This is a genomic window from Haloplanus natans DSM 17983 (assembly GCF_000427685.1).
GTDB classification, from domain to species: Archaea; Halobacteriota; Halobacteria; order Halobacteriales; family Haloferacaceae; genus Haloplanus; species Haloplanus natans.
Window position 1 is genome coordinate 3,034,628 of the sequence record NZ_KE386573.1, and the last position, 26,110, is coordinate 3,060,737.

Genomic DNA, 26,110 nt, shown 5'->3' on the forward strand with positions numbered 1-26,110 from the left:
TCCATATACACCGACGTCGTTTGGTACGGTATGACATTATCCGTGAATCGGATCGTCGTCGCGCTCCTCGTCACCCTCTCCGTTGCCACCGCAGGAGCGCCCGTCGCCGCCCAATCGGGGGAGCAACCGGCGTGGGCGGACGAGCTGTTCGCGGATCTGCAGGATATGCAGCCGCGGTTCAACGCGAACGTCACCGACGCCGAGATGAACTTCGCGGAGCGGCAGGTGTTCAACCAGATCACGGGCAACGTCGTCAACGTCTACTTCGTCGACACCGGCGTCGTGTTCTCCTTCTACATGCGTCCGGACGGGACGATCACCGACCTCAGACAGTCGCGACGCGACGACGCGAGTCTGAAGATGCTGCTGACCCGCGAGACGGCGGAGAACCTCGTCGACCTCGACGACCCCGTGCCGCAGTTCGTCGAACACGTCCGGAACGGCCGACGGACCGGTGACACCGTCGAGGGCATCGTCATCAACGGCGAGGACGGCAAACCGATCAAGCAGGCGACGTGGACGGTCATCAACACGGTGAAAGGGTTGTTCTGACGCGCTCGCACTGACCCCCTGAATTTTTGAGGGCTGGCCGGGCAGGTGGGCGTGATGGTCGAGCACAGACGGACGCTGGATTTCAAGATCGCCTTCGCGATCGGGCTTGGGACCATGATCGCGGCGGGTATCTTCTCGCTGTCGGGCACCGCCGTCGCGGCGATCGGCAGTAGCGCCGTCGTCGCCTTCGTCCTCGCGGCGCTCGTCGCCGGACTCACCGCCGCCTCCTACTCCGAATTCGCCTCGATCTACGCCGAGAACGGCGGCGGCTACCTCTTTTCGACGCGCACGTTCGAACACGAGACGCTCGTCTACGCCGTCGGCGCCATGCTCTTTCTCGGCTACACCGGCACCACTGCCTTCTACCTCGCAACGATGGACGAGTGGTTCTTCCGCTTTATCATCCCCGAGTCGCTGCACGGCCTGCCCCACGGCACGACCGGCGTCGTCGCGGCGGTCCTGCTGGGTACGCTCAACGCCCGCGGCACCGAGGAGAGCGGGACGTTCCAGCTCCTCGTCACCGGTGCGAAGGTGGCCGTCCTCATTGCCTTCGTCGCCGGCGCGTTCACGTTCCGCGGCCCGACGGCCGCCGTCGACACCTTCGCCGCGCGCTTTTCGGCCGACGCCGTCGGCATCGTCACCATCGCCGCCCTCGCTTTCATCACCTTCTTCGGCTTCTCCGCCATCGCCGCCAGCGCCGGCGAGATCATCGAACCGCGCAAGACGGTGCCACGGGCCATCGCCGCGAGTATCGTCACCGTCACCGTCCTCTACGCGTTCGTCATCGTCGCGATGGTCAACTCGCCCGTCCCGGCCGAAGTGATCGCCCAGGAGGGTGAGACGGCGATGGGCCGGGTCGCCGCCGGCTTCCTCGGTCCCGTCGGCCGGTCGCTCATCGTCGCCGGCGCGGTGTTCAGCATGGTCAGCGCCTCGAACGCGAGCGTCCTCGCCGCGAGCGGTATCGGCTCCCTGATGGGCCGACAGGGGCAGGCACCCCGGCCCTTCGCCCGCATCCACACCCGCTACGGCACGCCGTTTTGGAGCGTGGTGGCGACCACGGCCACCATCGTCGCCATGATCGTCGTCTTCATCGGCCTCTTTCCCGCCGAGGGCGGGTTGCTCCCCGTCGACCTCACCGTCTCCCTGCCGGCGCTCGGCCCCCTGACCCTCACCGAACTCGGCCTGACGACGCTCACCGGGTTCGCGACGCTCAACCTCCTCCTGCCGCTCTCGGTGGTCAACGCCGCCCTCGTCTACTCCCGGCGGCGGTTCCCCGACCTGGAGCGTGGCTTCCGCGTCCCCGGCGTCCCGGCCGTCCCGATCCTCGGCATCCTCGCCAACGTCGCGCTCATCACCAACCTGCCGGTCAAGGGGGTGGTCGTCGGCCTCGTCCTCGTCCTCGTGCTCCTCGTGGCCTACCTCGTCTGGGGCGGCGCGCCGGGCGTCGAGGACCTGTTCGAGCGGGTGGTCCCCCCGTCGGAACACGCGGGCGTCGGCGCGCCGACCGGCGAATCGGAGGCCGCCGAAAGGGGGGCCGACCGCCACCGCATCCTCGTCGCCGTTGCCCGGCCGGAGCGGGCCGCCCAGTACGCCGAACTCGCCGCGACGCTCGGGCGCCTCCGCAGCGACGATCCGCTCGTACAGGTCGTCAACGTCACCCACATCCCCGACCAGACGCCGTGGGAGACGGTGGAGGAGACGGCCCGTCGGCGCACCGAACGCATCGAATCGCGGCTCGCAGAGGCAGGCGTCGACGCCGACTACACCGTCGAAGGCCACGTCTGTCAGGACGTTGCCTTCGACATCGTCCAGACCGCTCGCGACGACGACGCCGACCTAATCCTCATGGGCTATCCCGAGGAACACACCCGCATCGCGGAGACGGTGGAGTACACCGCCCCCTGTGGCGTGCTCTTCGCCAGCGGCGTCTCCGATCCGGACACGAGCGTCGTCAACATCGGCGCCGGCGGCGGCCCCCACCACCTCGACGTCCTCCCCCTCATCGAGCGCATGGGTCAGGAAGGGGCGGAACTACACGTCATCAACGTCACGCCCGAGGGCGGACAGGGGCGGCCGGAGAACGCCGAGACGACCATCTCGCGACTCACTGGCGCGCCCTCCGTTCAGGTGCAGAACGTCGCCGCCGCCAGCATCGCGGCGGGCCTCGTCCGCACCGCGAGCGAGAACGGCGGCGTCCTCGTCATCGGGGCCACGCGCACCCGGCGGCTCCGGCGGTGGGTGTTCGGCAGCACGCCGGATCAGGTCATCGAACTCGCCAAGAGCGAGGATCTGCCCGTCCTCGTCTACGCGAGTCCGCGCGGCGTCCACGGACCGATCGAGGACTACATCTACCCCGTCTACCGCGCGCTCACCGGGCGGCGGCGCGGCCCCATCGACGCCGGCTCCGACGAGTCCACGGCGTCGACGCCCGAGGGCCGGTCGGGATAAGCAGTAGCGATTTGTGGCCACGAACCGTCGTCGTCGCCAATGAGCGTGCAAGCCGAGTTCGATCGGTGGGCGAGCGAGGGGAAGGATCGAGGCATGGAGAAGCGACACTGGCACACGGCGAAGGAGGCGCTCGCCCGGATGCCGGTCGAAGCCGGCGAGACGGTGCTCGATCTGGGCACCGGGTCGGGCTACGCGCTCCGGGCGCTCCGCGAGACGCGGGACGTGGGTCGGGCGGTCGGCCTCGACGCCTCGGGCGAGATGGTTCGAAACGCGCGGAGCTACACCGACGACCCCCGCCTCGACTTCTGCCGTGGCGACTTCGGCCACCTCCCGCTCCGCGACGACAGCGTCGACCACGTCTGGTCGATGGAGGCCTTCTACTACGCCCGCGACCCGGACGCCGTCCTCCGAGAACTTCTCCGCGTCCTGCGCCCCGGCGGCACGTTCTTCTGTGCGGTGAACTTCTTCGAGGAGAGCGTCCACACCCACGAGTGGAAGGAGACGGTCGGCGTCGAGATGCACCTGTGGAATCGCGAGCAGTACCGCGAGCGGTTCCGGAAGGCGGGCTTTCACGTCGCCGAGCAGAGCACCATCCCCGACCGCGAAATCGAGATTCCGGACGTCGACGCGTTCCCGACCGACGACTGGGAGCGCCGCGAGGCGATGGTCGACCGCTACCGGACGTGGGGGACGCTCCTGACGGTCGGCGTCGCGCCGTAGCCGGGTGCTAGCCGACGAACGCGATGGGTACCGGCGTGAAACACGCCATCCCGAGAAGCAGCGTCAGGACGCCGATCGCCCGCCGTTTCACGTCCACTGGCGTCTCGTCCATCGGCGTCGCGTTGCCGGCGCGGGAGAACAGCAGCGCAAGCAGGGCCCAGAGCCCCCAGACCTGGGCGCCCTGGCCGTTCTCGAACAGGACGAGGTAGCCCGCAAGCCCGAACAGCGCGATCGGAACCAGCCGCTGGACCGAGGCCAGACGGTCGCCGACGAGCGCCCGCGTCACGTGTGCCCCGTCGAGTTGGCCGACGGGGAGAAGGTTGAGGAACGTGACGAACGCGCCGACCCAGCCGCCGACGACGACCGGGTTGACGGTCGAACCGGGGCCGTACGTCAGCGGTTCGCCCAGGAGGGCGGCGATGCCCTGCACCAGCAGGGGGTAGCCGAGTTCCAGGTCGGCGACCATCGACCCGTCCGTCGCCACCGGCGGGAGCGAGACGCCGACCGCGGTGACGACGACGGTGGCCGCCAGCCCGGCGAGGGGACCGGCGACGCCGATGTCGAACAGGGCACGACGGCTCGGGATGGTGTCTTTCATGCGGATCACCGCCCCGAGCGTCCCGAGGATGCTCGGGATCGGGATGAAGTAGGGAAGCGTCGCCTCCACGTCGTGGTACCGGCTGAACGCGTAGTGACCGAGTTCGTGAATCGCGAGGACGCCCATCACCGAGAGGGCGAAGGGCCACGCCCCGACGATGGCGAGCGGATCGGCCGACAGGTCGATGCCGTACCACTGTGACCCGGCGTACAGCGTCGTCAACACCGTCGCCCCGAACAGCGCCACGTGGCTCCACGGCACGCCGTCGACCCCCGTCGAGCGCTCCGTCGCGGTCAGGACGTACTCGCCCGTCTCGTAGGTGAGGTCGACGCGGTAGCCCCGCTCCCGGAACGCGGGGGCGAGCGTCCGCATGACCGACTCCTTCGCGCCGGCGAGTTCGCCGTAGTACCGAACCCGCTCCTCGGCCACCTCCACCTCGTATACGAGAAACGCCTCCGTGAGCGACCCCGGGTCGGGGAGGTCGCCCGGAACCGTGGGTTCGTCCATCGTCGCGAGTAGGGCCTACAACCACTAGTATTGCTCGGCGGCAAGCGTCGGAATTCCGGTTCGTGAGGACCGAGACCGTCGAATCCGACGGTAGATACACGGCATCGAGTGCCGGCGACGACGAGCCCTATTTCCCTCCACGACCCGTAGCCGTGCCGTGCTCGGACTCCGATATTTCGCCTGTGAACGGTGCGGAACGGTGTACGCGAGCCCCGACGCCCCGAGCGATTGCGCCGACTGCGACGGCACGCGACTCGCCGAACTCGCCGAGGGGTCGGGCGCCGCGGCGTACTTCGCGCCCGTGGACTGATAGCCGAGGGTCGTGGCGAGGGGGCGCGCCGCCGCGGGCACGGCCTTTTGTCGACGCCGCGCGAACCGGACGAGCGTGTCCGCTCGATCACGGGTCGCCCTCGTCCGCGCCGTCGTCCACGAGGTGCGGACGCGGGACGTAACCCTGTTGGCCGCCAGCATCGCCTACTACGCCTTCGTCTCCCTGCTTCCCTCACTCGTCCTGACGACCGTCGTCGCCACCGCCGTCGGGGGAGCGGCGCTCCGGACGGCGGTCCTCGATCTCGCCGGTCGGTATCTCCTCCCCGTCGGGCAGGGGGTGGTCGACGAGGCGCTGGCGAACACGGCGGGTCGAGGCGGCGTCACGCTCGTCGGCCTCCCACTCCTGCTCTGGGGTTCGCTCAAGCTCTTTCGCGGCATCGACACCGCCTTCGCCCGCATCTACGGCACTCCCGCCCGCGATTTCCTCGGGAGCCTCCGGGTCGGCGTGACGGTCCTCGTCGCCGTCGGCGTCGGCGCCTTCGGCGGCGTCGCCCTCGTCGGCGCCGCGACCCTCATCCGAACGCCGGTCGCCCTCGTTGCCCCCCTGATCTTCTTCGCCATCCTCCTCGCCGCACTCTTTCCGGTGTACTACCTGACCCCGGCGGGTAGCGTCTCGCCGGGCGAGGCGCTCCCCGGCGCACTCCTGTGTGCCGGCGGCTGGACGGTCTTCGGGACGGCCTTTGCCCTCTACGCGGCGGCCGCGACGACGAGCGGCCAAGCCGCCCTCTACGGCACGCTCGGGGCGATCCTCCTGCTCGTGACGTGGTTCTACCTCGCCGGCCTCGTCTTGCTCGTCGGCGCGACGCTGAACGCCGTCCGGGCCGATCGCTCGGTCGACCGGGATCGGCAGGTACAACACCCGCCGGACCGAGACGACGTGACGACGGCAATGACCGGCGACGACACGCAAACGGACCCCTCCCCGGCACCGGATATCGAGGACCTCGAGGACCGACTCGACTCGGTCCGCGAGGATCTGGACGCCTTCGAGGCCGACGTGGAGGAACGGACGGTCGACCGGCCGGATCTGGAGTCGGAACTGAAGGCGTACGTCCGCCGGCGGATGCGCCGCGGCCACGCCCGCGGCTGGGGACCCTATCTCGTTCTCCTCTACGGGACGGCCATGACGCTCGGCGCCTTCTATCTCCTCTCCGATCTCGTTGCGCTCGTCGCCATGATCGTGATCTTCCTCTCGACGCTCGGGCTGTACGTCCTTTTCGTCCTCGCGGGCGTCGGCTTCACCCTGCTCGGCAAACCCGGGCAGGCCCTCGATGCACTCCGGCGGTTTCGGCGCTGACCGACGCGGCGAAGCACGGATTATATATCCGTTCCACGTCACTCACTCCCTATGTCGCGTGCCGTCCACACCGTCGCCGACCGTGGCGTCGGCGAAACGGCCGTCGTCGAGACGGTTCCCGATACCGTCGTTGGCCTCTTTGGCGTCCTCACCCACCTCGGCGATCCGGTGGCGCTCCTGTTGCTCGTGGCCGCGGGCTATCTCCTCGCGAACCACCTCGGCGTGTCGTCGACGCGCATGGCGGCCGCGATGGGCCTCGCGCTCGGCGGCTTCGCCCTGACGCTCGCGCTCAAATACGGCTTCGCCCTCCCACGCCCGCCGGGCGCGGGGACGGACGGCTACGGCTTTCCCAGCGGCCACGCCATCGGCGCGACGGTCGTCTACGGCGGCCTCGCGGGGTTGTTGGCCCCCCACGACCGCCGCGTGACGCGTGTCGCCGCCGCGCTCGTCCTCGTCGTCGCCGCCTCGCGGGTACTCATCGGCGTCCACTACCTCGTCGACGTGGTCGTCGGCGTCGCCGTCAGCGTTGGCTACCTCGCCGTCGCGTTCCGTGTCGGCCCCGGGTGGGCGCCCGAGGAGGTGAGTCCCGGCGCCGTGGGGCGCACGTTCGCGCTCGCGGCCGGCCTCGGTGCCGCGGCGGTCGGCGTCACGGTCATCGTAGACACCGTCATCGCCGCCGCCGCGGCCGTGGGCGGGTGGCTAAGCTGGCGAGTGGTCGCGGACCGGGTGGTCGAAAGCGCCGGCACGACCCGCCAGCTCGTCGCGTCCGTGGTCGTCATCCCGGCCGTCGGCGTCGTCGCCGCAACCGTCGTCGGCGGGGACGTCTCGCTTCCCGTCGCCGCCGGACTCGCCGGCGGGACCGTCGCGGTGGTGCTCGCCGCGCCCGGCCTGTCGGCGCTCGGCGTGCCGGCGAGGTGAGGCCGCGCGTGGATGCGGCGTGTCGAAAAAACTGGATCGGGTGCTTGCCGCCTCGTACTGTCGTCTGTGACTGTTTCGAGCGATTCGCCAGCTGCGATGGCGAGGATCGTGATCGACCGACAGCCGGCCGTATCAGTACTTCTCGAGGTAGCGGTCGAGTTCCCAGTCGGAGACTTCGACGATGTACTCGCCGAACTCCTGGGATTTGGCCTCGACGAACTTCTCGGCGACGTGGTCGCCCATCGCGCTCGTGATGACCTCGTCTTCCTCGAAGGCCTCGACGGCCTCGCCGAGGTTCGACGGCAGCGTCGTGATGCCGTACTCCTCGCGTTTCGCCTCGTCGAACTCGTAGATGTTCTCGCGGACTGGGTCGGGGCAGTCGAGATCTCGCTCGATGCCGTCGAGACCGGCGTGGATCATGGCCGCGAAGGCGAGGTAGGGGTTACACGACGGGTCGGGCGAACGGAGCTCGATCCGCGAAGCCGCCGGGACGCGCGCGGCCGGCTTGCGGATGAGCGCCGAGCGGTTGCGGTCGGACCAGGCGACGTAGACGGGCGCCTCGTAGCCCGGCACCAGCCGCTTGTAGCTGTTCACGGTCGGGTCGGCGATTGCCGTGATGGCCGGCGCGTGTTCGAGGATGCCCGCGAGGTAGCTCTTGGCCGTGCCGCTCAGGTTGAACTCGTCGTCCTCGTCGTGGAAGGCGTTCTCGCCGTCCTCGGTGAACAGCGACATGTGGGTGTGCATTCCCGAGCCGTTGATCCGGGCGATGGGCTTGGGCATGAACGTCGCGTGGAGGTCGTGTTCCGCCGCGATGGCGCGAACGACCGAGCGGAAGGTGGCGACGTTGTCGGCCGTCGAGAGGGCGTCGTCGTACGTGAAGTTGATTTCGTGTTGGCCCTGGGCCACTTCGTGGTGGGAGGCCTCGATGTCGAAGCCCATGCTCTCCAGGCCGTAGATGATGTCACGGCGCACGTCCGAGGCGAGGTCCTTGGGCGCGAGGTCGAAGTAGCCACCGGCGTCGTTGGTCTTGGTCGTCGCGCGCCCGTCCTCGTCTTCCTCGAACAGGAAGAACTCGGGTTCGGGCGCCATGTTCACGTTGTAGCCCATCTCCTCGGCGCGCTCGATGGCGTCTTTGAGGACGCCTCGCGGGTCGCCCGAGAACGGCTCGCCGGTCGACGTATCGACCACGTCACAGATGAGGCGGGCCGCCGCGCCGCCGTCGGAGTCCCCGTTCCGCCACGGGAGGACCGCGAACGTCTCCGGGTCGGGGTCGAGGCGCATGTCCGATTCCTGAATCCGGACGAAGCCGTCGATGGAGGAGCCGTCGAAGTAGATGCCCTCGGTGAACGCTTTCTCGGCCTGCGTCGCCGGGACCGAGACGTTCTTGACCGTCCCGAGGATGTCGGTGAACTGAAGCCGGAGGAAGTCGACGTTTTTCTCGTCGATCTGGTCGATTACGTCCTGTTCTGTCGCCGTCAAACCGCCGTCAGTCGCCGTATTTTCGTCCGTCATGTTCTGGACAGGGTTAATCTATACTCCTAGTATTAAGCCCTTTTTGTTGTCTGCAATTTCCTCTCGGTGTCGATCGGAATTGGATATTCGTAAACTTCTATACCCCCGGTGTCGTGTGTAACTGCCATGACGTACGAAAATCTCGACGCCAAGCTCATCAACGCGCTCCTCGGCGACGGGCGAGCGAGCCTCCGCAGCCTCGCCGAGGAACTCGACGTCTCCGTCACCACCGTCTCGAATCACCTTCGTGACCTCGAAGAGGAGGGCGTCATCGAGGGGTACACGCCGCGGGTCAACTACGGGGCGCTCGGCTACGACGTGACCGCCATCCTGCAGTTGAAAGTGGAGGGGAGCGCCCTGCCGGGCATCACCGACCGCCTCCAGGAACAAAAGCAGATGGTCAGCGTCTACGAAGTGACCGGCGACTACGACGTCATCGCCGTCGGCAAGTTCATCGACACCGACGGGATGAACGAACAGATCAAGACGCTCCTGACCGACGCGGACATCCGTGAATCCAACACCAGCGTCGTCCTCAACGCCGTCGTCGAGAACAAGCAGTTCGACCTCGACGTCGACGACGAGTAACACCCACCGTTTCGACGGGGTTCGCTCCCTTCGGTCGCTCACCCCGTCGAAAAGCCGGAGCAAAAGATCGCACTCGGCCAGCGACTCCTACTCGAAGCCGTCTTCGAAGACGAAGGTTCCGTTCCGCTGGACGACTTCCCCGTCAACCTCGATGGTCGAGTCCTCGGACATGTCGACGATCATATCGACGTGTTCGGCGCTCTCGTTGCGAACGTTCTCCTCGCCGACGGTGTCGGCGTAGGCGTTGCCAACCGCCATGTGGACGGTGTCGCCCATCTTCTCGTCGAACAGCATGTTGTACGTGAACTGGTCGATGGAGCGGTTCATCCCGATGCCGAGTTCGCCCAGATAGCGCGCGCCCTCGTCCGTCTCGAGAATCCCCGTGAGCACGTCCTCGTTGCGCTCGGCGCTGTGGCCGACGACCTCGCCGTTCTCGAACCGGAGGCGAGCGCCCGCGATTTCCGTTCCTTTCCTGTACAGCGGCATGTCGAAGTGGACGTAGCCCTCCACCGACTCTTTGACCGGCGCGGTGAACACTTCGCCGCCGGGGAGGTTGTGCTCGCCGTAATCGTTGATCGTGGGATTGCCCGCCACCGACATCGTCACGTCCGTCTCGTCGCCGCTCGTGATCCGCACCTCGTCGGCGCCGTCCATGATCTCGACCATCCGCGCCTGATGCTCGCGCTGTGTGTCCCAGTCGAGGGTGACGGCGTCCCAGACGAAGTTCTCGTAGGCCGCGGTGCTCATGCCCGCGAGTTGGGCGTGGCCGGAGGAGGGAAACTGGGTGAGACACCAGCGCTTACCCAGTCGCTCGTCGAGGACGGGTCGCATCGCTCGGCGGTATGCGGCGTTGGTCTCCGGGGTCACGTCGCTTTGCTCGGACACGTTCGCGCCGCCGCGGGCGATGACGAACGCGTCCGCCTCCTCGAAGAGGGCGAGCTGGTGGCTCGGCGTCTCGAACGCCTCGTCGTCGCTCGCGCGGAGGTACGCCCGCGCCGCGCGCTCGGAATTGTTGATGTAGAGCGGGGTCGCCCCCCGGTCGCCCAGCACCTCGTGGAGGGCAACGGCGAGGTCCTCCGCGACCGCTGGCATGCTGACGACGACGTTGTCGCCCGACTCGATGCGCGTCGAGTGATCGACGATGATCTCCGCGTGGGTCCGAATGCGCGGGTCCATGTCAGGGGATTCCGGTGCGGCCGACAAAGCCTTTCGGAGTGCGACCGGAGTAGGTTCTTGTGGCTTGGTACCGAAAACCATGCGGTCGCTCACCCGAGTGACCGATCCGGAATGGAGACGGTCGTCAGCCTGGTGAACTACACGGGGGAGGGTGTACAGCACGTGGACGAGGGCCCGGACCGCCTCGACGGCGCCCGCGAAGTCGTCGAGTCGATGGGGGTCGAACTGACCCACTTCTTCCAGACGATGGGGCAGTACGACGCCGTCGTGATCATGGAGATGCCGGACGCGGAGACGGCGACGCAGGGTGGCATCGCCATCGCCGGGGCGGTCCGAACCGAGACGCTCCGGGCGTTCCCGGAGGCCGAGTACCGCGAGTTGATCGACGGACTGCCGTAGCCATCCTCGCTCTTTTTCTCGTCGCCGGTCCGAGAGGGAGGTATGCTCGACATCGACCTGCGATCGGATACGGTCACCCGCCCCTCCGACGCGATGCGGGATGCGGCCCGCGACGCCGACGTGGGCGACGACGTGTACCGCGACGACCCGACGGTGAACGACCTCGAACGCCGCGCGGCCGCCGTCGTCGGCTGCGAGGACGCCCTCTTCGTCCCGACGGGGACGATGGGCAATCAGATCGCCGCGGCGGTCCACGCCGACCCCGGCACCGAAGTCGTCGTCGACAGCGAGGCACACATCGTCCGCTGGGAACTCGGCGGCCTCGCCCGCAACGCCGGGCTCCAGACGCACACGGTCGACGCCGAGGGTGGGGTCCTCACGCCCGAACAAGTCCACGCCGTCTGTCACGACGCGGACCTCCACCGCCCCGGCACCGGCCTCGTCTGTCTGGAGAACACGCACAACGCCCGCGGCGGCCTCGCGATTCCGATCGACCGGATTCGAGCCGTCGCCGAGGCCGCAGGGTCCCACGGCGTGCCCGTCCACCTCGACGGCGCCCGCCTGTTCAACGCCTGTGTCGCCCGCGGCGTCGACCCCGCGGAGATGGTCGCGCCCGTCGACTCCGTCCTCTTCTGTCTCTCGAAGGGGCTCGGCGCACCCGTCGGCTCGATGCTCTGTGGCAGCGAGTCGTTCGTCGACGCGGCGCGACGGCTCCGCAAACTCCACGGCGGCGGGATGCGACAGGCCGGCATCGTCGCCGCGCCGGGGCTGCTCGCACTGGAGAACCGGTCACGGCTGGCGGAGGATCACGAGAACGCCGCCCGCCTCGCCGCGGGACTCGACGCCATCGACGGCCTGTCGGTGCCGACGCCCGAGACGAACATCGTCGTCGTCGACGTATCGGCGGCGCCGTTCGACGCCGGGGCGTTCGTCGACGCCTGCGCCGAGCGCGGGGTCGGAAGTGGCGCCATCGACGGCGCGCACGTCCGGTTCTGTACCCACCTCGACGTGGACCGCGAGGATATCGAAACGGCACTCGATCGGATCGAGTCGGTCGTTTACAGTTCGGGTTCGATGTAGGCGAAACGCACGCGGTCGTCCCGGTCCCGGAGTTTCCCCTCGATCAGGTCGATGTCCTCGTCGATGGCCCCGGTTTCGAGGCCGGTCTCGAAGCTCACGTCGGCGGCGACGAGGATGGCCGACGGGCCGACGAACATCGTCCGGAAGTTGTCGACGTGGTCGACGCCCGGATGCTCCCGGATGAGTGCCCGAAAGTCGGCTTCGAGCCCTTTAGGCGCGCTCTCACCCAGCAGGAGTCGTTTGTTCTCCCACGCCAGCGCGAGGGCAAAGCACATGAGGAGGAGGCCGATGAGCGCGGCGGAGACGGCGTCGTAGAGGGGGTTACCCGTCACGCGCGAGAGGCCGATGCCGACGAGGGCGATGACGGCGCCGCCGAGGGCGATGGCGTCCTCGGTGAAGGCAGTGAGCGTCGTCACGTCGCTGGTCGATCTGAACGCCTCTACCAGCCCCGACCAGCCGTACTCCTCTATCTGCTGTTGCAGTTCGGCGTTGGCCTTCACGAACGCGTACGACTCGAACGCGATGGCACCGAGGAGGACGACGACGCTCACGTAGACGGCGTCGACGGTGACGCCCGCGAACGTCACCGTCCCCGGCGTTGCCGAGTGGCCGTGGCGGATGGCCTCGACGCCGTGTTTCAGGCTCTCCCACCCCGCGATGCCGAACAGGAGGACGGAGACGAGGAAGCTGTAGAAAAACTGCGCCTTGCCGTAGCCGAAGGGATGCTCGCTGCTCGGCGACTTCCCGCTGTAGCGGATGCCGATCAGGAGAAACACCTGGTTGCCCGTATCGGAGATGGAGTGGTACGTCTCCGAGAGCATGGAGGGACTCCCGGTGAGGAGGAAGGCCACGAATTTCAGGACGGCGATGGCCCCGTTCGCGACGAGTGCGGCGAGGACGACCGACTTGCTGCCTGCCATATTCGGCCCGTCGGACGGCCGCCGATTCAACCTTCCGACCGAAATCGAGTTGCCGCTGGGGCGCGACTCGTCCCCATGCTCGTCGTCTGCTCCGACACGCACGGCACCGACGACGCCCGTCTGGCCGGTCGCACCCGCGAGGCGGTCGACGCGGCGGACCTCGTGATCCACGCCGGCGACTTCACCACGACGACCGTCCTCGACGCGTTCCGGGACCGGGCCAACCGACTCGTGGCGGTCCACGGCAACGCCGACGGGGCGGGCGTTCGCGACCGCCTCCCGTCCGCCGCGACGACGACGTACGCGGGCGTCCGGGTTGCGATCACTCACACCGAACGCGGCGGAGCGACGGCGCTCTCGCTGTTCGGTCGCCAGCGGGGGGCCGCCCTCGTCGTCTCCGGGCACACCCATCGGCCGACGGTGGACGTACCCGGGACGGGGCCGATACTGCTCAATCCGGGAAGTCACGCCGATCCGCGGGGGTATCGCCCGGCCCACGCCGAACTGTGGGCGGCGGGGAGCGACGACGCACCCGAAACCGTCGCCGGCGCCGTCGCGTCCGGACTGGTCGGCGTCCTTCGCACGCCCGAGGGCGAGGTGATCGACCGGATTCGAGTGCCGGCGGAGGAGTGAACGGATTGGGAGGGGGACGAAAAGGGAGGGCCGAAGCGAGGTCGGGGGACCACGCGGTTCGACTTACAGCGGTGAGGATAATATAAACGGCGTAGGCTCAAAGCGCTGTTGTAGCTTTCGACCGGATCGGAGCGCGGGGGCGGCGGATCGGGGACCCCGGGGAGCCCGAGCTCCCGGACACGCCGTGTCGGCGGGCCGCCTCCGCCGTCGAAAGGGCTTTGCCCGCTCCGGGCCACCCCCCGATCATGCAGGCGACCGTCCTCCAGTTCGGCGGCCTCCTCGGGGACCCAATCTTCCTCGCGCTGGTGGCACTGATGCTGTTGCTCGTCTTCTTCGCCTACCTGCTCGTCCGACGAACCCTCCTCTCGCTCCGTGAGGGGTACGACGAGGGGTACCGCTGATCGATCCGACGCCGGGCGTACCGACCCCGACACCCCTTAGTACCCCCCTCACACAGACGGACACACCCTAATGGTCGCCACCGGTACACTGCTCACCTTCGTCGTCGCCGCGCTCGCCAGCCTCTTTATGGCGTGGGCCATCGGCGCCGGCTCCTCGGGATCGACGCCCTTTGCCGCCGCCGTCGGCGCGAACGCCATCTCCGTGATGCGTGCCGGCTTCGTCGTCGGCTTGCTCGGCTTCGCCGGTGCGGTGTTACAGGGGGCGAACGTCACGGAAGCGGTCGGCACCCAACTGATCGGTGGCGTCTCGCTCACCGCCACCGCGGCCATCGTCGGCTTGCTCACCGCCGCGGGTCTCGTCGCCATCGGCGTCTTCACCGGCTACCCCATCGCCACCGCCTTCACCGTCACCGGCGCCGTCGTCGGCGTCGGCCTCGCCCTCGGCGGCGACCCGGCGTGGGCGAAGTACCGCCAGATTGCGACGCTCTGGGTGCTCACACCCTTCGTCGGCGGCGGCGTCGCCTACACGACGGCCCGACTGCTCCGGGCCCCGTCCGTGCCCGAGCGCTACGCCGTCTCCCTGCTCGGTGGTCTCGTGGGCGCTCTCGTCGCCACCATCAAGTTCAGCCTCCTCGGCGCCGAAGGCGAATCGGCGTCCATCGCGGCCGCCCTCGGCGCCGGCCTCCCGGTCGGTGCCAGTGTCGTCACCGCCGTCTGTGCGCTCCTCGTCGTCGCCGTCCTCTACCGTGGCCTCGTGACCGATCCCGAGGCGACCCAGCGACGCTTCCTCCTCACGCTCGGCGGCCTCGTCGCCTTCTCGGCCGGCGGGAGTCAGGTCGGCCTGGCCATCGGCCCGCTGGTGCCCCTGCTGGGCGACTTCTCGATCCCCCTGCCGGCCGTCCTCGCCGGCGGCGGGATCGGCCTCCTGCTGGGCTCGTGGACCGGCGCGCCCCGTATGATCAAGGCGCTCGCACAGGACTACTCCTCGCTCGGTCCGCGGCGCTCCATCGCGGCGCTCATCCCCTCGTTCGCTATCGCCCAGGCCGCCGTCGCCTTCGGCATCCCCGTCTCGTTCAACGAAATCGTCGTCTCGGCGATCATCGGCTCCGGCTACGCCGCCGGCGGGGGTGGGGTCAGTCGTCGGAAGATGCTCTACACCGTCCTGGCCTGGATCGGATCGCTGCTGCTCGCGCTCGTACTCGGCTACGGCGCCTTCAGCGCCATCGACGCCCTCTAACTCTCGGCTTCCGCCTCGTCGACCGGTTCCTCATGCTCGTCGTCGTGGATCGTGAGTCGGGCCTTCATGATCCGGGTGTTGTCAACCTGCTCGATCCGGATGGTGATGCTGTCGTAGTCGATCTCTTCGCCCTCCTCGACGAGGCGGCCGGCGCGGTTGAAGACGAAACCCGCGAGCGTCTCGAACTCCTCGCCTTCCGGCAGGTCGAGGTCGAGCATCTCGTTTACCTCGTCGATGTTGACCTCGCCGCGGACGATCACCACGTCCTCGTCGACGAACTCGAACGGCTCCTCCTCGTCGCCCTCGAGGATGTCGCCGACGATCTCCTCGACCATGTCCTCGAGCGTTATCAGCCCCTCCGTGGTGCCGAACTCGTCGATGACGATGACCATCCGCATCCGGTTGTCCTGGATCTCCTCTAACAGCTCGTCGACGTTTTTCGATTCGGGGACGTGGAGGGTCGGCTGGACCACGTCCGTCAGATCGCTCTGGCCTTCGCCGTAATCCTTCTCGCGGATCAGATCACGCAGGGTGACGATACCGATGATGTTGTCCAGGTTACCCTCGTAGACCGGAATACGCTCGTGGTCGCTCTGGACGCAGGTCTCGATGGCCTCGTCGAGGGTTGCGTCTTTCGGCACCGCGGTCACGTCGAGTCGCGGCGTCATCACCTCCTTGGCGATGGTGCGGTTGAACCGGAAGATGCGCTGGAACATCTCGCGTTCTTCCTCCTCGATCACGCCCTCGCGCTCCCCGGTCTGGATCATGTTCTGGATCTCGTCGCGGGTGACGTACGTGGTCTCGATTGCCGACCGACCGCCGGTCACGCGGTTGACCACGCGTGTCAGGTAGTCGAAGACGACCACCAGCGGGAGCAAGGCGAGCTCCGAGTACTTGAGCGGGCGGGCGATCCGGAGCGCCCACGACTCCGTGTTCTCGACCGCGTAGGATTTGGGCGCGCTCTCGCCGAACAGGAGGACGAGCGTCGTGATGCCGAAGGTTGCGGCGAGCACCGCCTCCCCCTGCGAGAGGTAGATGGCGAACAGCCCGGTCGCGATGGAGGACATCGCGATGTTGACGATGTTGTTGCCGACGAGGATCGTGATCAGGAGCCGGTGGGGGTCGGCTTTCAACTCCTGGACGACCGCCGCTCCCGGAATGTCGTCCTCGACGAGCGATTCGACGCGGTGACGGGCCAGCGAGAACATCGCGATCTCGGACGAGGAAAAAAACGCCGACAGCGCGATCAGAAACAGGATCGCGATCGAGCCGCCGATGGTGACGGTGGTGTCGGTCAGCGGGACGATATCGGAGATCTGCGCCGGAGTCCCGACCCCGGCGGCGCTCGCTGTCGGCGACAAACCCATGTAAGTACCCATCCTAGTCACGGGCCTGAATTAAGCGTTGCCCTCACGACGCCCGTATCACCCGAACGAAGGGCTTAGGCCGGGGGCTGCCGTACGGCGTTATATGTCCGACAGCGACCCGCCGATTACCCTGTATCGCCTACAGGCGTGTCCGTACTGCGAACGCGTCGTCCGGACGCTCGACGACCTGGGCCTCGACTACACCTCGCGGTTCGTCGAACCGATGCACTCCGAACGCAACGTGGTCAAACGGGTCGCCGGCTCCCGCCCCGTCCCGGCCATCGTCGACGAACGCACCGGCGTCACGATGTCCGAGTCGGCGAACGTGGTCGAGTATCTCGAATCCACCTACGGCTCCGGTCTGGTGGCGGGAGGTGACGACTGATGGTCGATTTCGACGTCGTCTCCCTCCCCGAAACCGACCACGTCGCCGAAGGCGAGCAGGCGCCCGACTTCACCCGTCCGCTCGTCAACGACGAGTTCTGGGCGGACGCCTCGCTCTCGGAACTGACCGACGAGGGCCCCGTCTGTCTGGTCTTCTACCCGATGGACGGCGCGTTCCCCGCGACGTACATCTGGAACGAGCTCCGGGACCGCGCTCTCGAAGATCACATCACCGTCGTCGGCGTCTCCATCTCCACGCCCTACGCCCACAAACGGCTCATCGAGGAGCGCGGGATGGCGTACGACCTCTTTTCGGACCCCGCGAACGGCGTCGCCGAGGCGTACGGCGTCGCCAACGACCTCGACGGGATGGCCGGTATCTCGGAACCCCGGCCGGCCACCTTCCTGATCGACGAGGATCGCACCGTTCGGTACGTGTGGGTGGCTGCGGAGTGGCCCGACTTCCCGCCCTACGACGAACTGGAACACGAGATTCGGGCGCTCGTCGACTGATCGTGCGTATCGTCACCATCCGGAGGCTTCGAACCTGCCGGCCTGCCGACGAATCGCGCTCCGACGCCGGACGTCGATGACTGCCGACGATACGCACGACGAAGCGTCGCTCGCCGACGCTGCCGCCGCCGTTCGCGAGGGCCGCGCCGTCGTCTACCCGACCGAGACGGTGTACGGACTCGGCGCCGACGCCACCGATCCCGACGCGGTCGAACGGGTGTTCGGCCTGAAGCGCCGGTCGCGGGCGAACCCGCTCTCGCTCGGCGTCCCCTCCGTCGACGCCGCCCTCGACTACACCCGGCCGACCGCGGTGGAAGAGCAGTTCATGCGCCGCTTTCTCCCCGGTCCCGTGACCGTCGTCGTCGAACGCCGTCCCTCGCTCCCCGACGTACTCACCGCCGGTCGGGACCGAGTCGGGGTGCGCGTCCCCGACCACGAGACGGCGCTCGACCTTCTCGAACGGGCGCCACCCCTGACGGCCACCAGCGCCAACCGGTCCGGGTCGCCGAGCGTCACCCGCATTTCCGCGCTCGACGACCGCATCCGCGACGGCGTCGCCGTCGTCGTCGACGGCGGCGAGACGCCCGGGACCGAAAGCACCGTCGTCGACCCCGGCGCGGGCGTGATCCACCGCCGCGGCGCGATGGCCGACGACATCGATGCGTGGTTAGAGACCCAGTAACGACCGAAGCGACCGCGTCCGAACCCCACACTCCTCGTGGTAGTCACAGGCGTCACACTTCGCCTCGTCGTCGATGCGTGACGGCGGGCCGTCGACGTCCCGAACCGTCCGCACCGTCGTGCGGTACGCCGCCCGGTTCCGCGTCGTCAGCCGAACCCGCCGGACGACGCCGTGGGCCGGATACTCCACCAGCGCCGACGGAATCTCGCGCCCGCGCTCCCAGGCCAGCGCCTTCGCCATCGCCACCGCCCGCACCCGCTGTGGGCGCCACACACCCCGATCCGGTGGTTCGCCCGGCGAGACGAACGTCGGTACCGGCGGGTCGCCGTCCAGAATCTTGTGTGCGATGCCCCGACACTCCCGACCCGTAAGCAGTACCTCCCGAACCGTCGGATCGGTCAGCCCGTCCCAGTCCGCCCGGTCCGCGAGCCGATCGAGGGCCGTTCGGTACGCGTCGGGCGGGCGTTCGATGGGTTCGGCCGCCAGTTCGGCGTCGCTCGCCCGCCGGAGCATGGGGTAGCGAAAGGCCAGGTCGCGGCGGGCACGGACCGACGGCGGCGGTTCGTTGCCCCCCTCCTGCTGGGCGTAGTAGTACTGACGCGGGCAGTAGGCGGCCCGGGCGAGCGATCCGAAGGTGAGCACGGGCGTCGATGGCCGCGGCTTTCCGTTTGAACCCTCGGCCGTCCACGGCTCTCTCGGGTGGTGACATCCTCCCACGACTAAAGTCGTGGGCTTCCCACGCCCGTTTGCGCTGGTTTGGGAACTTACGTTTACGACCCGACACGCCGATGGGAGTGCCACGCCCCCGTTACTCCTATCGTGTGAAGGATTCGGAGTTATCTGGTTGTTTGAGGTCGGTTGAGGTGTCCGAGGGCTTACTTTTTGATGAGGCAAACACCGAGTCAACTGCCAGTTTTCGGACCATCAATCACGACGGGAGTCCGTCGCAATGACAGCCACAAATACGTAGTGTAGGCACTCAAACCGTCCGATTTCGGCATCTGATAATTGGATGGTAACGTTTACCACGGTGTACGTCGGATCGTCTGTCGGAGGAACACGGGACCATCCCGATCCGAGCACGTATGAACACGGATTCCAGCGATCCGAACAACGGATCGGTCGACGACCGGCGCCGATACGACGAGTTGACCATCGGCACGGGTGAATGCATCATCTACGACCGCGAGAACCACCGGGCGTGGATTCAGTCGACGGTCGCCAGATCGATCACCGACCTGGACTGATACCGTGTATTGGACCCGTTTTCCGGTTGGTCGCCAGACCGGGTCGGTGTGGCCGGTGTCGGCACGGTGACTCGCCGCATCGGTTGACGGGGGCGCGTGGCCGTCCGCCCACGATCAGCCGCACTTTTCCGTCCACATCTTGAACCACCGATGATGTCACGGCGGCGCCAGTTTCTCACAGCGATCGGATCGGCACTCACGACTGTACTGGCCGGCTGTTCCGCCCTCACGTCGTCCGACGGGGTGACCTCCGAGGGCGAGTCCCCACCCACGGCCACGGGCACGCCGACGTCGACGCCGACATCAACGCCGACGCCGACGCCCACCCCCCGCTCGACCCCCGACGGGGCGACCGAGAGCGAGTACACGCAGGTGTATCGTGAGACCATCGATTCGGTCGTCCTCGTCCGCACCCCGCGCGGATCGCTCGGTTCCGGGTTCGTCTACGGCGACGGGACCATCGTCACCAACGCCCACGTCGCCGGGAATGCCGAGCGGGTCGAAATCGTCTTCAGCGATGGCGAAACCCGAATCGGGACGGTCCTCGGGACGGACTCGCTGAGCGACCTCGCCGCCATCGGGGTCGGACCCCGTCCCGCCGACGCGGCACCGCTCGTCCTCGCCGACGACGAGCCGGCCATCGGCACCCACGTCGCCGTCATCGGCAGTCCGCTCGGCCTCCGTAACTCCCTCACTTCGGGCATCGTCAGCGCGACGAACCGTCTGATCCCGAACCCGCGGGCTAACTTCCTCCTCCCCAACGCCATCCAGACGGACGCTCCGGTCAATCCCGGCAACAGCGGTGGCCCGCTCGTCGGCCTCGATGGAACCGTCCTCGGCGTCGTCAACTCCGGCGGCGGCGAGAACATCGCCTTCGCCATCTCGCCCTCGCTGGTCCGCCGGGTCGTTCCCGACCTCGTTGCCGACGGCGCCTACACACACCCGTTCTTCGGTGCCGCCGTCAGCGACGTGAGCGGCGCCATCGCCCGTGTCCGAGATATGCGTCGCACGCGAGGCGTCCTCGTCACCGGCGTCGCGGAAAACAGTCCCGCAGCACGGGTGCTTGCGGTCAACGACGACCGCACCACCGTCGGGGGGTTCGAGGTTCCCGCCGGCGGCGATATCGTTCTCGCTCTCGACGGGAACGAGGTGAAATCGCGACAGGACTTCCTCTCACACCTGCTGTTGAATACGTCGCCGGGCGAGACGGTGCGACTCGACGTGTTGCGTGGTGGCGAGACGCGAACGGTCGAGGTGGTACTGGGGGCCAGAGACGGAGGCTAGGACGCCTACGCGTCGTCGAGAGTGTGGGTCCGCCGTGTCTTCCGAGGAGGTGGAGCGACCGAGGAAAAAGTGGGATGGGCCCTGCCGGATTCGCACCTCGGTCGTTCCGTTCGCTCCGCTCGTCCGCTGGGCTCGAATCCGTTCTGCGGTCTTTTTCCCCACGTTTTTGCGAGGGAGCGAAGCGACCGAGGAAAAAGTGGGATGGGCCCTGCCGGATTCGAACCAGCGATCACCCGGTGTCCCATACCCGCGACGCGTATCGCGACCACTATGAGCCGGGGGCTTTAACCGGACTAAGCTAAGGGCCCTCGATCCGACATCGACGCCCCGCCGTCTTGAACGTGCCGGACCGTCGGAGTCGACCAAAAGGTTGAGTAGTACCATTCACATATAAGTGTGACAACGAGGGTCGTCGACGGCGCCGGGATGGGCCCCGTCGACGGCCGCACTGCCTCATCACATGACAAACTCTCCCGTCTCCAACGCCGTTCTCGTCACCGTCGACTCCCTGCGTACCGACGCCATCGAGCCGTACGGCAGCGAGTACCACACGCCCACGCTCTCGGCGCTCGCGGAGCGGGGCACCGTCTTCGAGAACGCCTTCGCCCACGGCAACTGGACGCCGATGTCCTTCCCCTCGATTCTCGCCTCGCGCCCGGTCTTCGCCGACACGGGGCGTATCGGCGTCGACGGCGAGGGTGTGACCACCCTCGCCGAACGGCTCCAGTCGGCGGACGTCGCCACCGGCGGGTTCAACGCCGCCAACGGCTTCCTCACCCAACACTGGGGATACGACGACGGCTTCGACGAGTTCGACGCGTTCGTGGGCGGGAGCACCGACGGCCGCGCCGGCGAGTTCGTCGCCGCCCACCCGACGTGGGGGGCGTGGCTCCAACTGCTCACCTCGCCGTTCCGACGGGTCGGCAACTACCTCCGCGGGGGCGCGGACGACCAGCCGTTCACCGACGCATCGCGGATGCTCGATACGGAGCGGGCGGCCACCGCGTTCGTCTCGGAGACGGACGAGCCGTTCTTCCTCTGGATCCACTACATGGACACCCACACGCCCTACGTCCCCGCGCCGCGATACCTCCGGGACACCGACCGCCGCGTCGGGAAGGTCCGGATGCTGATCGCCCACGTCCGGACGGGACTCGGGTGGTCGGTCGGCGACCGTACCCTCGCGGACCTCCGGACCCTGTATCAGGGCGCGGTACGACAGGTCGACGCGAGCCTGGAACGGCTGCTCGACTCCCTCGACGCGGCGGGCGTCGCCGACGACACCGCCGTCCTCGTCGCCGGCGACCACGGCGAGGAGTTCATGGATCACGGCCACCTCGCCCACTACCCCAAACTCTACGACGAACTCGTCCACGTCCCCCTGATCGTCGACGTGCCGGGGATGGAGGGGCGGCGAGTGCCGGAACACGTCGGCCTGGACGCCATCGCGCCGACGGTCTGTGACCTCCTCGGTGTCAGCCCGGCCGACGAGTGGGTCGGCGAGAGCCTCCTCCCGACGCTCCGGGACGGCGTCGCGCCACTCGACGATCCGGTGGTGACCGTCACCGTCCGCGGCGAGGACGTGACTCAGCAGCCAATCCCCAGGTCGCTCGACGAGGGCGACCTGCTGGTGAGCGCCCGCGACGCCGACTGGGTGTACATCCTGAACGCGGAGACGGGGACCGAAGAGCTGTACGACCGGCGAGCGGACCCCGACCAACGGTCGGACCGCGCGGACGACGACCGACCGGCTATCGCGGCCGCGCGCGAGCACCTGCGGACGGTCGCCGGGGACCACGCGTCGATGCTAGGGTCGGTCGACCGCGAAGCGGGCGCGGGGGGAGTCGACGGGGATATCGAAACCAGACTGGAAGCCCTCGGGTATCGATAGCTCCGCGGATGCTCCGGCGATTTCTGCGGGCGATACTGTTCGGTCCCGAAGCACCACAGCTTCGACGGTTCTTCCTCGTCGGGGCGATGGCAGCGGGCTTTCAGACGGCGCTGCTCGGCACGCTCGTCGAGTGGGGTCGGATTCAGTATCTGCTTGCCGCCGTCATCTCGATCGAAATCACGATTCTGCTCCAGTACGGAATCAACAACTACTGGACGTTCCACGCCGAGCGCCACCAGGGATGGTGCGAGTACGGTCACGGCCTCCTGCGGACGAACGTCGTCCGCGGGACGGCGATACCCATTCAGGTTGGCGTGCTGTACGCGCTCGTCTCGGCCGCGGCCATCCCCTACCTCGTCGCCAACGGCGTCGGGATCGTCATCAGCGGTATCTACCGGTACGTGCTCGACTCGCGGTGGACGTGGCAGGGGTGAGGGCGGTCGGAAATCGGGGGCGGGGCGATCGGCCTCCGGTACTCGCATCGGCGCCCAGTCACGGCCGGCACCGCAGTCACCAGTCGAGCCGTCGTTGCAGGAGGGTCGTCCCGCCGAACAGCGTCATGCCGAGCGCGAACAGGCAGGCGATGCCCGCGTACGTCAGCGTCGGCTGCAGGTTTCGCATTCCCTGATTGACGAGAACGCCGAGGCCGTCGTTGGCGACGAACCACTCGGCAATGACGACGCCCGAGAGCCCGCTGACGAGCGAGAGCTTCACCCCGGCGACGATGGTCGGCAACCCGTAGCGGAGGCGGACGACCAGGCGCGCTCGGCGAGGGGCGTCGACCGAATCGAGCAGCGAGCGGTGGGTCTCGGGGAGCGTCGCCAGCCCGCTCGCCGCCGCGACGGCGACCGGGAAGAAGGTCGCGAGCGCGATCAGCACCGTCGCCGCGGAGAAGGAGATGCCGAACCAGACCAGCAGGAGGGGGGCGGCGACGATGGTCGGGGTCACGCGAACGCCGACGAGAAAGGGGCCGACGACGGGGCGGGTCCGCGGCGCGAACGCGACGAACGCGCCGACGAGGCCGCCGACCCCCGCACCGACCGCCCAGCCAGCGGCGAGTTTGTGGAGCGAGCCGACCGACGCGTCGACGAACAGGCCGGGTGTCGCCAGAATCGACGCCGCGACGGCCGTGGGCGCGGGGAGGAACACGGCCGCGTTCGGGACGGTGACCGTCCCGACCACCCAGAGACCGACGAGGGCGGCGAGGGCGAGGGCGCCGGCGCGGACGCGTTCGAGCGTCGGCGCCGTGTCGGCGGCGCGGGTCCCGAATCCACTCGCAGTCCCGTCGTCTCGATCCGTCCATCGGACCCGGTGTTCGTAGCCCGAGACGAGGCCGAAAAGCGTCAGACCGACGCCGACGATCAGCGCCACCTGCCCGAACACGAGGGCGGTGTCGAGGTCCGCGGAGGCCTGCAACACGGCGTGGCCGAGGCCGCGCGACGAGGCGAGAAACTCGGCGAGCAGGACCCCCTCGACCGCGAGCGGGGTAGCGATTTTCACGCCAGCGAAGACGCTCGGCAACGCGTTCGGCAGCCGGACGTAGCGGATGCGCCGCCACGTCGACGCCTCGACGGACCGAAGCAAGTCGAGTTGGCTGGACGGCACCGACAGGAGACCGTCGAGAGTCGCCACCGTGACTGGGAAGAAAGTGAGGATGGCCGCCATCAGGACCCGCGTCCACAGCGTCGCACCGAAGACGACGATCAGGAGGGGAGCGATCGCGACGAGCGGGACGATGCGGATCGAGACGAGAAGCGGGTAGATCGCGAGTCTGAGCCGACGCGAGGCGGCCATGACGCCAGCGAACGCGACGCCGGTGGCGACGCCGGCGAGCCACCCGAGGCCGATTTCGTAGGCCGTATACGCGAGGTTGCGTGCGAGGTCGGCCCGATGCCCGCGGACGGCCGCGACCACCTCCGTCGGCGCGGGCAGGAGGATCGTCGGCACGCCGGAGACGACCGCCGCCACCTCCCACGCGACGACCGCGACCCCGAGCGAGAGGACGGCGACGGCTGGACGGGCGAGGTCGTCGAGCAGCCGTCGGGTGCGGAACGGGACGCGGGCCGTGGACATTCAGACTGGGAGATCGTAGTCGGTGGAAACCCGTGCGGCGTAGTCGCCGACGTAGTCCGTGTCCGTATCCAGATACTCGTTGGTCCACACGTCGTCGACGGCGATGCCGGCGTCGATCACGTCGTTTTCGATGAGCCCCGTGACGACCCGATCCCAGGCGTCGGCGCGCTGGTAGCCCCAGCCGTGTTCGCGGACCGTCTCGCTCAACACGAGATGCTTCGCCGTGTACTGCATCTTGAGGAGGCCGATCTCGCGGGATTTCGACAGGCTGGGCCGCGCCTCGACCATGCGATCCATCGCTCCCGCCGGGTTGTTGGACGCCCACGCCCACCCGCGGGCGGTCGCGCGGAGGAAGCCACGCATCGCCTCGGGGTTCTCCGCGACGGACCCGGGCTGGGCGAAGACGGTCCGGCCGATGGCCGGCGTGTAGTTGGCGAGCCAGAGCATCGAGGCGTTGTACCCCTTGTCTTCGAGGCCGAGCGAGTCGGAGAAGATGCCGACCGCGGCGTCGACGTTCCCAGAGAGGAGATTCGACGTCTGCTGTTCGACGCCGACGTTGACGAGTTCCACCTCCTCACTGATGCCTTCTTGATCGAGAAGCATCTGCAGATACGTCATCGTCTTGGCCGACTCGGCGACGACGGCGACCCGTTTGCCGGCGAGTTGTGCCGGTTCGGTGAGCGCCTCGCCGAACTGCTCCTCGACGGTGTAGATAGCCGCGTTCGAGTCCTGGGTGCCGGCGAACGAGCGGATGTCGAGGTCACGGTTCCGCGCCTGCAACAGCGCGACGCCCGTCCCCAGCCCGATATCCTGGTTACCGAGGCCGACCTGTTTCGCCGCGAACGCACCTCCCTGTCCGGAGACCAGGTCGACGTTCAGCCCCTCCTCCTCGTAGAAACCGTTCCGGTCGGCGACGAAGTAGCCCGCCTGTGTCGCGTTCGGCTTCCAGTTCAGAATGACGGAGAGATCGGTCGACGCGGCCGGCGTGTTCGTCGCACTGGCGTCGGCGTTCCCGCCGCCACCCGTGCCGCCGACACAGCCCGCGAGTCCGAACGCCGCCGCTGTGCCCGCCGCCCCCAACGCTTCGCGCCGCGTCATGCGTTCCCGAGACATGCCTTGCAATGGCGATGGGATGCGGGTTAATTAAACATTTCATCGTTATTTTTATTATAGATTGGTCGACCCGCGCGACGGGCCGGTGGCTCGGCGGGGAAGTCGGCCGGAGAACGGAGCGCCGTCGCCAGGGCTCGAACCTGGGACCACCTCGTTAACAGCGAGGTGCTCTACCATCTGAGCTACGACGGCTCAGGTGGTGATAGTCGAACTCGGATGAAAGGGCTTTCGTTTTCACCC

General features: G+C 68.0%; 27 protein-coding genes and 2 tRNA genes. 19 read left to right on the forward strand and 10 right to left on the reverse strand.

Features of this window, described 5'->3' with window-relative positions; translation table 11 throughout:
- Positions 1–30 precede the first annotated feature (30 nt).
- From HALNA_RS17690 to HALNA_RS17700, 3 genes are read left to right on the forward strand one after another with little or no spacing between them, the layout of a single operon-like run.
- Entirely contained in the window at positions 31–552 is a 522-nt protein-coding gene (locus HALNA_RS17690) for a hypothetical protein (protein ID WP_157573612.1), read from the forward strand.
- Between the two features lie 54 nt (positions 553–606).
- Positions 607–3,000 (forward strand): amino acid permease, encoded by a 2,394-nt coding sequence (locus tag HALNA_RS17695; protein WP_049937672.1) that lies wholly within the window; start codon positions 607–609, stop codon positions 2,998–3,000.
- A gap of 39 nt (positions 3,001–3,039) precedes the next feature.
- On the forward strand, positions 3,040–3,720 hold the full coding sequence (locus tag HALNA_RS17700) for a class I SAM-dependent methyltransferase (RefSeq protein ID WP_049937673.1): 681 nt from the start codon (positions 3,040–3,042) through the stop codon (positions 3,718–3,720).
- Positions 3,721–3,727: 7 nt separating this feature from the next.
- Here the strand turns inward: HALNA_RS17700 and HALNA_RS17705 are convergent, their stop codons facing one another.
- Positions 3,728–4,825 carry a site-2 protease family protein gene (locus tag HALNA_RS17705; protein WP_049937674.1) on the reverse strand — a complete coding sequence of 366 codons (1,098 nt, stop codon included), beginning with the start codon at positions 4,823–4,825 and terminating at the stop codon, positions 3,728–3,730.
- A 157-nt stretch (positions 4,826–4,982) separates the two neighbouring features.
- Between HALNA_RS17705 and HALNA_RS20735 the strand changes: the two genes are divergently transcribed.
- The 3 genes from HALNA_RS20735 to HALNA_RS17715 all read left to right on the forward strand — a co-directional run bounded on the left by HALNA_RS20735 (position 4,983) and on the right by HALNA_RS17715 (position 7,370).
- Positions 4,983–5,135 (forward strand): hypothetical protein, encoded by a 153-nt coding sequence (locus HALNA_RS20735; RefSeq protein ID WP_169719062.1) that lies wholly within the window; start codon positions 4,983–4,985, stop codon positions 5,133–5,135.
- A 75-nt stretch (positions 5,136–5,210) separates the two neighbouring features.
- Entirely contained in the window at positions 5,211–6,452 is a 1,242-nt protein-coding gene (locus HALNA_RS17710) for a YihY/virulence factor BrkB family protein (protein WP_049937675.1), read from the forward strand.
- A gap of 51 nt (positions 6,453–6,503) precedes the next feature.
- A complete protein-coding gene (locus HALNA_RS17715; RefSeq protein WP_049937676.1) occupies positions 6,504–7,370 on the forward strand; it encodes a phosphatase PAP2 family protein in 867 nt (288 codons plus the stop codon).
- Between the two features lie 132 nt (positions 7,371–7,502).
- Here the strand turns inward: HALNA_RS17715 and glnA are convergent, their stop codons facing one another.
- Complete coding sequence (glnA, locus tag HALNA_RS17720) at positions 7,503–8,882, reverse strand: type I glutamate--ammonia ligase (RefSeq protein ID WP_049937677.1); 1,380 nt, start codon at positions 8,880–8,882, stop codon at positions 7,503–7,505.
- Between the two features lie 126 nt (positions 8,883–9,008).
- Here glnA and lrp point away from each other — a divergent pair, with 126 nt between their 5' ends.
- A complete protein-coding gene (gene lrp / locus HALNA_RS17725) occupies positions 9,009–9,470 on the forward strand; it encodes an HTH-type transcriptional regulator Lrp (protein ID WP_049937678.1) in 462 nt (153 codons plus the stop codon).
- A gap of 87 nt (positions 9,471–9,557) precedes the next feature.
- Here lrp and HALNA_RS17730 read toward each other — a convergent pair whose 3' ends face one another.
- A complete protein-coding gene (locus tag HALNA_RS17730) occupies positions 9,558–10,646 on the reverse strand; it encodes an aminopeptidase (protein ID WP_049937679.1) in 1,089 nt (362 codons plus the stop codon).
- 111 nt (positions 10,647–10,757) lie between these two features.
- On the opposite strand from HALNA_RS17730, the gene HALNA_RS17735 reads away from it, so the two are divergent.
- Positions 10,758–11,045 (forward strand): GYD domain-containing protein, encoded by a 288-nt coding sequence (locus tag HALNA_RS17735; protein ID WP_049937680.1) that lies wholly within the window; start codon positions 10,758–10,760, stop codon positions 11,043–11,045.
- A 42-nt stretch (positions 11,046–11,087) separates the two neighbouring features.
- A complete protein-coding gene (locus HALNA_RS17740; RefSeq protein WP_049937682.1) occupies positions 11,088–12,125 on the forward strand; it encodes a threonine aldolase family protein in 1,038 nt (345 codons plus the stop codon).
- Here HALNA_RS17740 and HALNA_RS17745 read toward each other — a convergent pair.
- A complete protein-coding gene (locus HALNA_RS17745; protein ID WP_049937683.1) occupies positions 12,104–13,045 on the reverse strand; it encodes a cation diffusion facilitator family transporter in 942 nt (313 codons plus the stop codon). The two genes, HALNA_RS17740 and HALNA_RS17745, sit on opposite strands and share 22 nt — an antisense overlap.
- A gap of 75 nt (positions 13,046–13,120) precedes the next feature.
- On the opposite strand from HALNA_RS17745, the gene HALNA_RS17750 reads away from it, so the two are divergent.
- The 3 genes from HALNA_RS17750 to HALNA_RS17755 all read left to right on the forward strand — a co-directional run bounded on the left by HALNA_RS17750 (position 13,121) and on the right by HALNA_RS17755 (position 15,316).
- Complete coding sequence (locus HALNA_RS17750) at positions 13,121–13,678, forward strand: metallophosphoesterase (RefSeq protein ID WP_049937684.1); 558 nt, start codon at positions 13,121–13,123, stop codon at positions 13,676–13,678.
- A gap of 245 nt (positions 13,679–13,923) precedes the next feature.
- A complete protein-coding gene (locus tag HALNA_RS20740; RefSeq protein WP_169719063.1) occupies positions 13,924–14,079 on the forward strand; it encodes a DUF7859 family protein in 156 nt (51 codons plus the stop codon).
- Between the two features lie 70 nt (positions 14,080–14,149).
- Positions 14,150–15,316 carry an inorganic phosphate transporter gene (locus tag HALNA_RS17755; RefSeq protein WP_049937685.1) on the forward strand — a complete coding sequence of 389 codons (1,167 nt, stop codon included), beginning with the start codon at positions 14,150–14,152 and terminating at the stop codon, positions 15,314–15,316.
- Here HALNA_RS17755 and HALNA_RS17760 read toward each other — a convergent pair.
- Positions 15,313–16,683: a hemolysin family protein gene (locus tag HALNA_RS17760; protein WP_049937687.1), complete on the reverse strand. Its 1,371-nt coding sequence runs from the start codon at positions 16,681–16,683 to the stop codon at positions 15,313–15,315. The two genes, HALNA_RS17755 and HALNA_RS17760, sit on opposite strands and share 4 nt — an antisense overlap.
- A gap of 103 nt (positions 16,684–16,786) precedes the next feature.
- Between HALNA_RS17760 and HALNA_RS17765 the strand changes: the two genes are divergently transcribed.
- The 3 genes from HALNA_RS17765 to HALNA_RS17775 all read left to right on the forward strand — a co-directional run bounded on the left by HALNA_RS17765 (position 16,787) and on the right by HALNA_RS17775 (position 18,262).
- Positions 16,787–17,068, forward strand: coding sequence for a glutathione S-transferase N-terminal domain-containing protein (locus HALNA_RS17765; protein WP_049937688.1), 282 nt, complete (start codon positions 16,787–16,789; stop codon positions 17,066–17,068).
- Entirely contained in the window at positions 17,068–17,580 is a 513-nt protein-coding gene (locus HALNA_RS17770) for a redoxin domain-containing protein (protein WP_049937690.1), read from the forward strand. Before HALNA_RS17765 ends, HALNA_RS17770 begins: the two co-directional genes overlap by 1 nt.
- A gap of 76 nt (positions 17,581–17,656) precedes the next feature.
- Positions 17,657–18,262 (forward strand): L-threonylcarbamoyladenylate synthase, encoded by a 606-nt coding sequence (locus tag HALNA_RS17775; RefSeq protein WP_049937691.1) that lies wholly within the window; start codon positions 17,657–17,659, stop codon positions 18,260–18,262.
- Here the strand turns inward: HALNA_RS17775 and HALNA_RS17780 are convergent.
- The gene (locus HALNA_RS17780; protein ID WP_049937692.1) at positions 18,248–18,904 is read right to left on the reverse strand and encodes a CRISPR-associated protein Cas4; all 657 of its coding nucleotides are present in this window, start codon (positions 18,902–18,904) and stop codon (positions 18,248–18,250) included. The two genes, HALNA_RS17775 and HALNA_RS17780, sit on opposite strands and share 15 nt — an antisense overlap.
- Positions 18,905–19,347: 443 nt before the next feature.
- Here HALNA_RS17780 and HALNA_RS20745 point away from each other — a divergent pair, with 443 nt between their 5' ends.
- Together HALNA_RS20745 and HALNA_RS17785 are read left to right on the forward strand one after the other, a co-directional pair.
- Positions 19,348–19,509 (forward strand): DUF7331 family protein, encoded by a 162-nt coding sequence (locus HALNA_RS20745; protein ID WP_169719064.1) that lies wholly within the window; start codon positions 19,348–19,350, stop codon positions 19,507–19,509.
- Positions 19,510–19,662: 153 nt separating this feature from the next.
- Positions 19,663–20,793 carry a S1C family serine protease gene (locus HALNA_RS17785; protein WP_049937693.1) on the forward strand — a complete coding sequence of 377 codons (1,131 nt, stop codon included), beginning with the start codon at positions 19,663–19,665 and terminating at the stop codon, positions 20,791–20,793.
- A 202-nt stretch (positions 20,794–20,995) separates the two neighbouring features.
- Here HALNA_RS17785 and HALNA_RS17790 read toward each other — a convergent pair.
- Positions 20,996–21,101 (reverse strand) — tRNA-Ile (locus HALNA_RS17790).
- 152 nt (positions 21,102–21,253) lie between these two features.
- Here HALNA_RS17790 and HALNA_RS17795 point away from each other — a divergent pair.
- Positions 21,254–22,684, forward strand: a complete 1,431-nt coding sequence (locus tag HALNA_RS17795; protein ID WP_049937694.1) for a sulfatase — start codon at positions 21,254–21,256, stop codon at positions 22,682–22,684.
- An 8-nt stretch (positions 22,685–22,692) separates the two neighbouring features.
- Positions 22,693–23,118: a GtrA family protein gene (locus HALNA_RS17800; RefSeq protein WP_049937695.1), complete on the forward strand. Its 426-nt coding sequence runs from the start codon at positions 22,693–22,695 to the stop codon at positions 23,116–23,118.
- 76 nt (positions 23,119–23,194) lie between these two features.
- Here HALNA_RS17800 and HALNA_RS17805 read toward each other — a convergent pair whose 3' ends face one another.
- The 3 genes from HALNA_RS17805 to HALNA_RS17815 form a co-directional block, all read right to left on the reverse strand.
- Complete coding sequence (locus HALNA_RS17805) at positions 23,195–24,757, reverse strand: ABC transporter permease (protein WP_049937696.1); 1,563 nt, start codon at positions 24,755–24,757, stop codon at positions 23,195–23,197.
- Positions 24,758–25,870: an ABC transporter substrate-binding protein gene (locus tag HALNA_RS17810; protein ID WP_049937697.1), complete on the reverse strand. Its 1,113-nt coding sequence runs from the start codon at positions 25,868–25,870 to the stop codon at positions 24,758–24,760.
- A gap of 119 nt (positions 25,871–25,989) precedes the next feature.
- Positions 25,990–26,062 (reverse strand) — tRNA-Asn (locus HALNA_RS17815).
- Positions 26,063–26,110: the final 48 nt, after the last annotated feature.

Bases quoted from the DNA above. Each gene is read 5' to 3' on its own strand.
- HALNA_RS17690 (WP_157573612.1), top strand. From the start codon at position 31: ATGACATTATCCGTGAATCGGATCGTCGTCGCGCTCCTCGTCACCCTC.
- HALNA_RS17695 (WP_049937672.1), top strand. From the start codon at position 607: ATGGTCGAGCACAGACGGACGCTGGATTTCAAGATCGCCTTCGCGATC.
- HALNA_RS17700 (WP_049937673.1), top strand. From the start codon at position 3,040: ATGAGCGTGCAAGCCGAGTTCGATCGGTGGGCGAGCGAGGGGAAGGAT.
- HALNA_RS17705 (WP_049937674.1), bottom strand. From the start codon at position 4,825: ATGGACGAACCCACGGTTCCGGGCGACCTCCCCGACCCGGGGTCGCTC.
- HALNA_RS17715 (WP_049937676.1), top strand. From the start codon at position 6,504: ATGTCGCGTGCCGTCCACACCGTCGCCGACCGTGGCGTCGGCGAAACG.
- glnA (WP_049937677.1), bottom strand. From the start codon at position 8,882: ATGACGGACGAAAATACGGCGACTGACGGCGGTTTGACGGCGACAGAA.
- lrp (WP_049937678.1), top strand. From the start codon at position 9,009: ATGACGTACGAAAATCTCGACGCCAAGCTCATCAACGCGCTCCTCGGC.
- HALNA_RS17730 (WP_049937679.1), bottom strand. From the start codon at position 10,646: ATGGACCCGCGCATTCGGACCCACGCGGAGATCATCGTCGATCACTCG.
- HALNA_RS17735 (WP_049937680.1), top strand. From the start codon at position 10,758: ATGGAGACGGTCGTCAGCCTGGTGAACTACACGGGGGAGGGTGTACAG.
- HALNA_RS17740 (WP_049937682.1), top strand. From the start codon at position 11,088: ATGCTCGACATCGACCTGCGATCGGATACGGTCACCCGCCCCTCCGAC.
- HALNA_RS17745 (WP_049937683.1), bottom strand. From the start codon at position 13,045: ATGGCAGGCAGCAAGTCGGTCGTCCTCGCCGCACTCGTCGCGAACGGG.
- HALNA_RS17750 (WP_049937684.1), top strand. From the start codon at position 13,121: ATGCTCGTCGTCTGCTCCGACACGCACGGCACCGACGACGCCCGTCTG.
- HALNA_RS20740 (WP_169719063.1), top strand. From the start codon at position 13,924: ATGCAGGCGACCGTCCTCCAGTTCGGCGGCCTCCTCGGGGACCCAATC.
- HALNA_RS17755 (WP_049937685.1), top strand. From the start codon at position 14,150: ATGGTCGCCACCGGTACACTGCTCACCTTCGTCGTCGCCGCGCTCGCC.
- HALNA_RS17760 (WP_049937687.1), bottom strand. From the start codon at position 16,683: ATGGGTTTGTCGCCGACAGCGAGCGCCGCCGGGGTCGGGACTCCGGCG.
- HALNA_RS17765 (WP_049937688.1), top strand. From the start codon at position 16,787: ATGTCCGACAGCGACCCGCCGATTACCCTGTATCGCCTACAGGCGTGT.
- HALNA_RS17770 (WP_049937690.1), top strand. From the start codon at position 17,068: ATGGTCGATTTCGACGTCGTCTCCCTCCCCGAAACCGACCACGTCGCC.
- HALNA_RS17775 (WP_049937691.1), top strand. From the start codon at position 17,657: ATGACTGCCGACGATACGCACGACGAAGCGTCGCTCGCCGACGCTGCC.
- HALNA_RS20745 (WP_169719064.1), top strand. From the start codon at position 19,348: ATGAACACGGATTCCAGCGATCCGAACAACGGATCGGTCGACGACCGG.
- HALNA_RS17785 (WP_049937693.1), top strand. From the start codon at position 19,663: ATGTCACGGCGGCGCCAGTTTCTCACAGCGATCGGATCGGCACTCACG.
- HALNA_RS17795 (WP_049937694.1), top strand. From the start codon at position 21,254: ATGACAAACTCTCCCGTCTCCAACGCCGTTCTCGTCACCGTCGACTCC.
- HALNA_RS17800 (WP_049937695.1), top strand. From the start codon at position 22,693: ATGCTCCGGCGATTTCTGCGGGCGATACTGTTCGGTCCCGAAGCACCA.
- HALNA_RS17805 (WP_049937696.1), bottom strand. From the start codon at position 24,757: ATGTCCACGGCCCGCGTCCCGTTCCGCACCCGACGGCTGCTCGACGAC.
- HALNA_RS17810 (WP_049937697.1), bottom strand. From the start codon at position 25,870: ATGTCTCGGGAACGCATGACGCGGCGCGAAGCGTTGGGGGCGGCGGGC.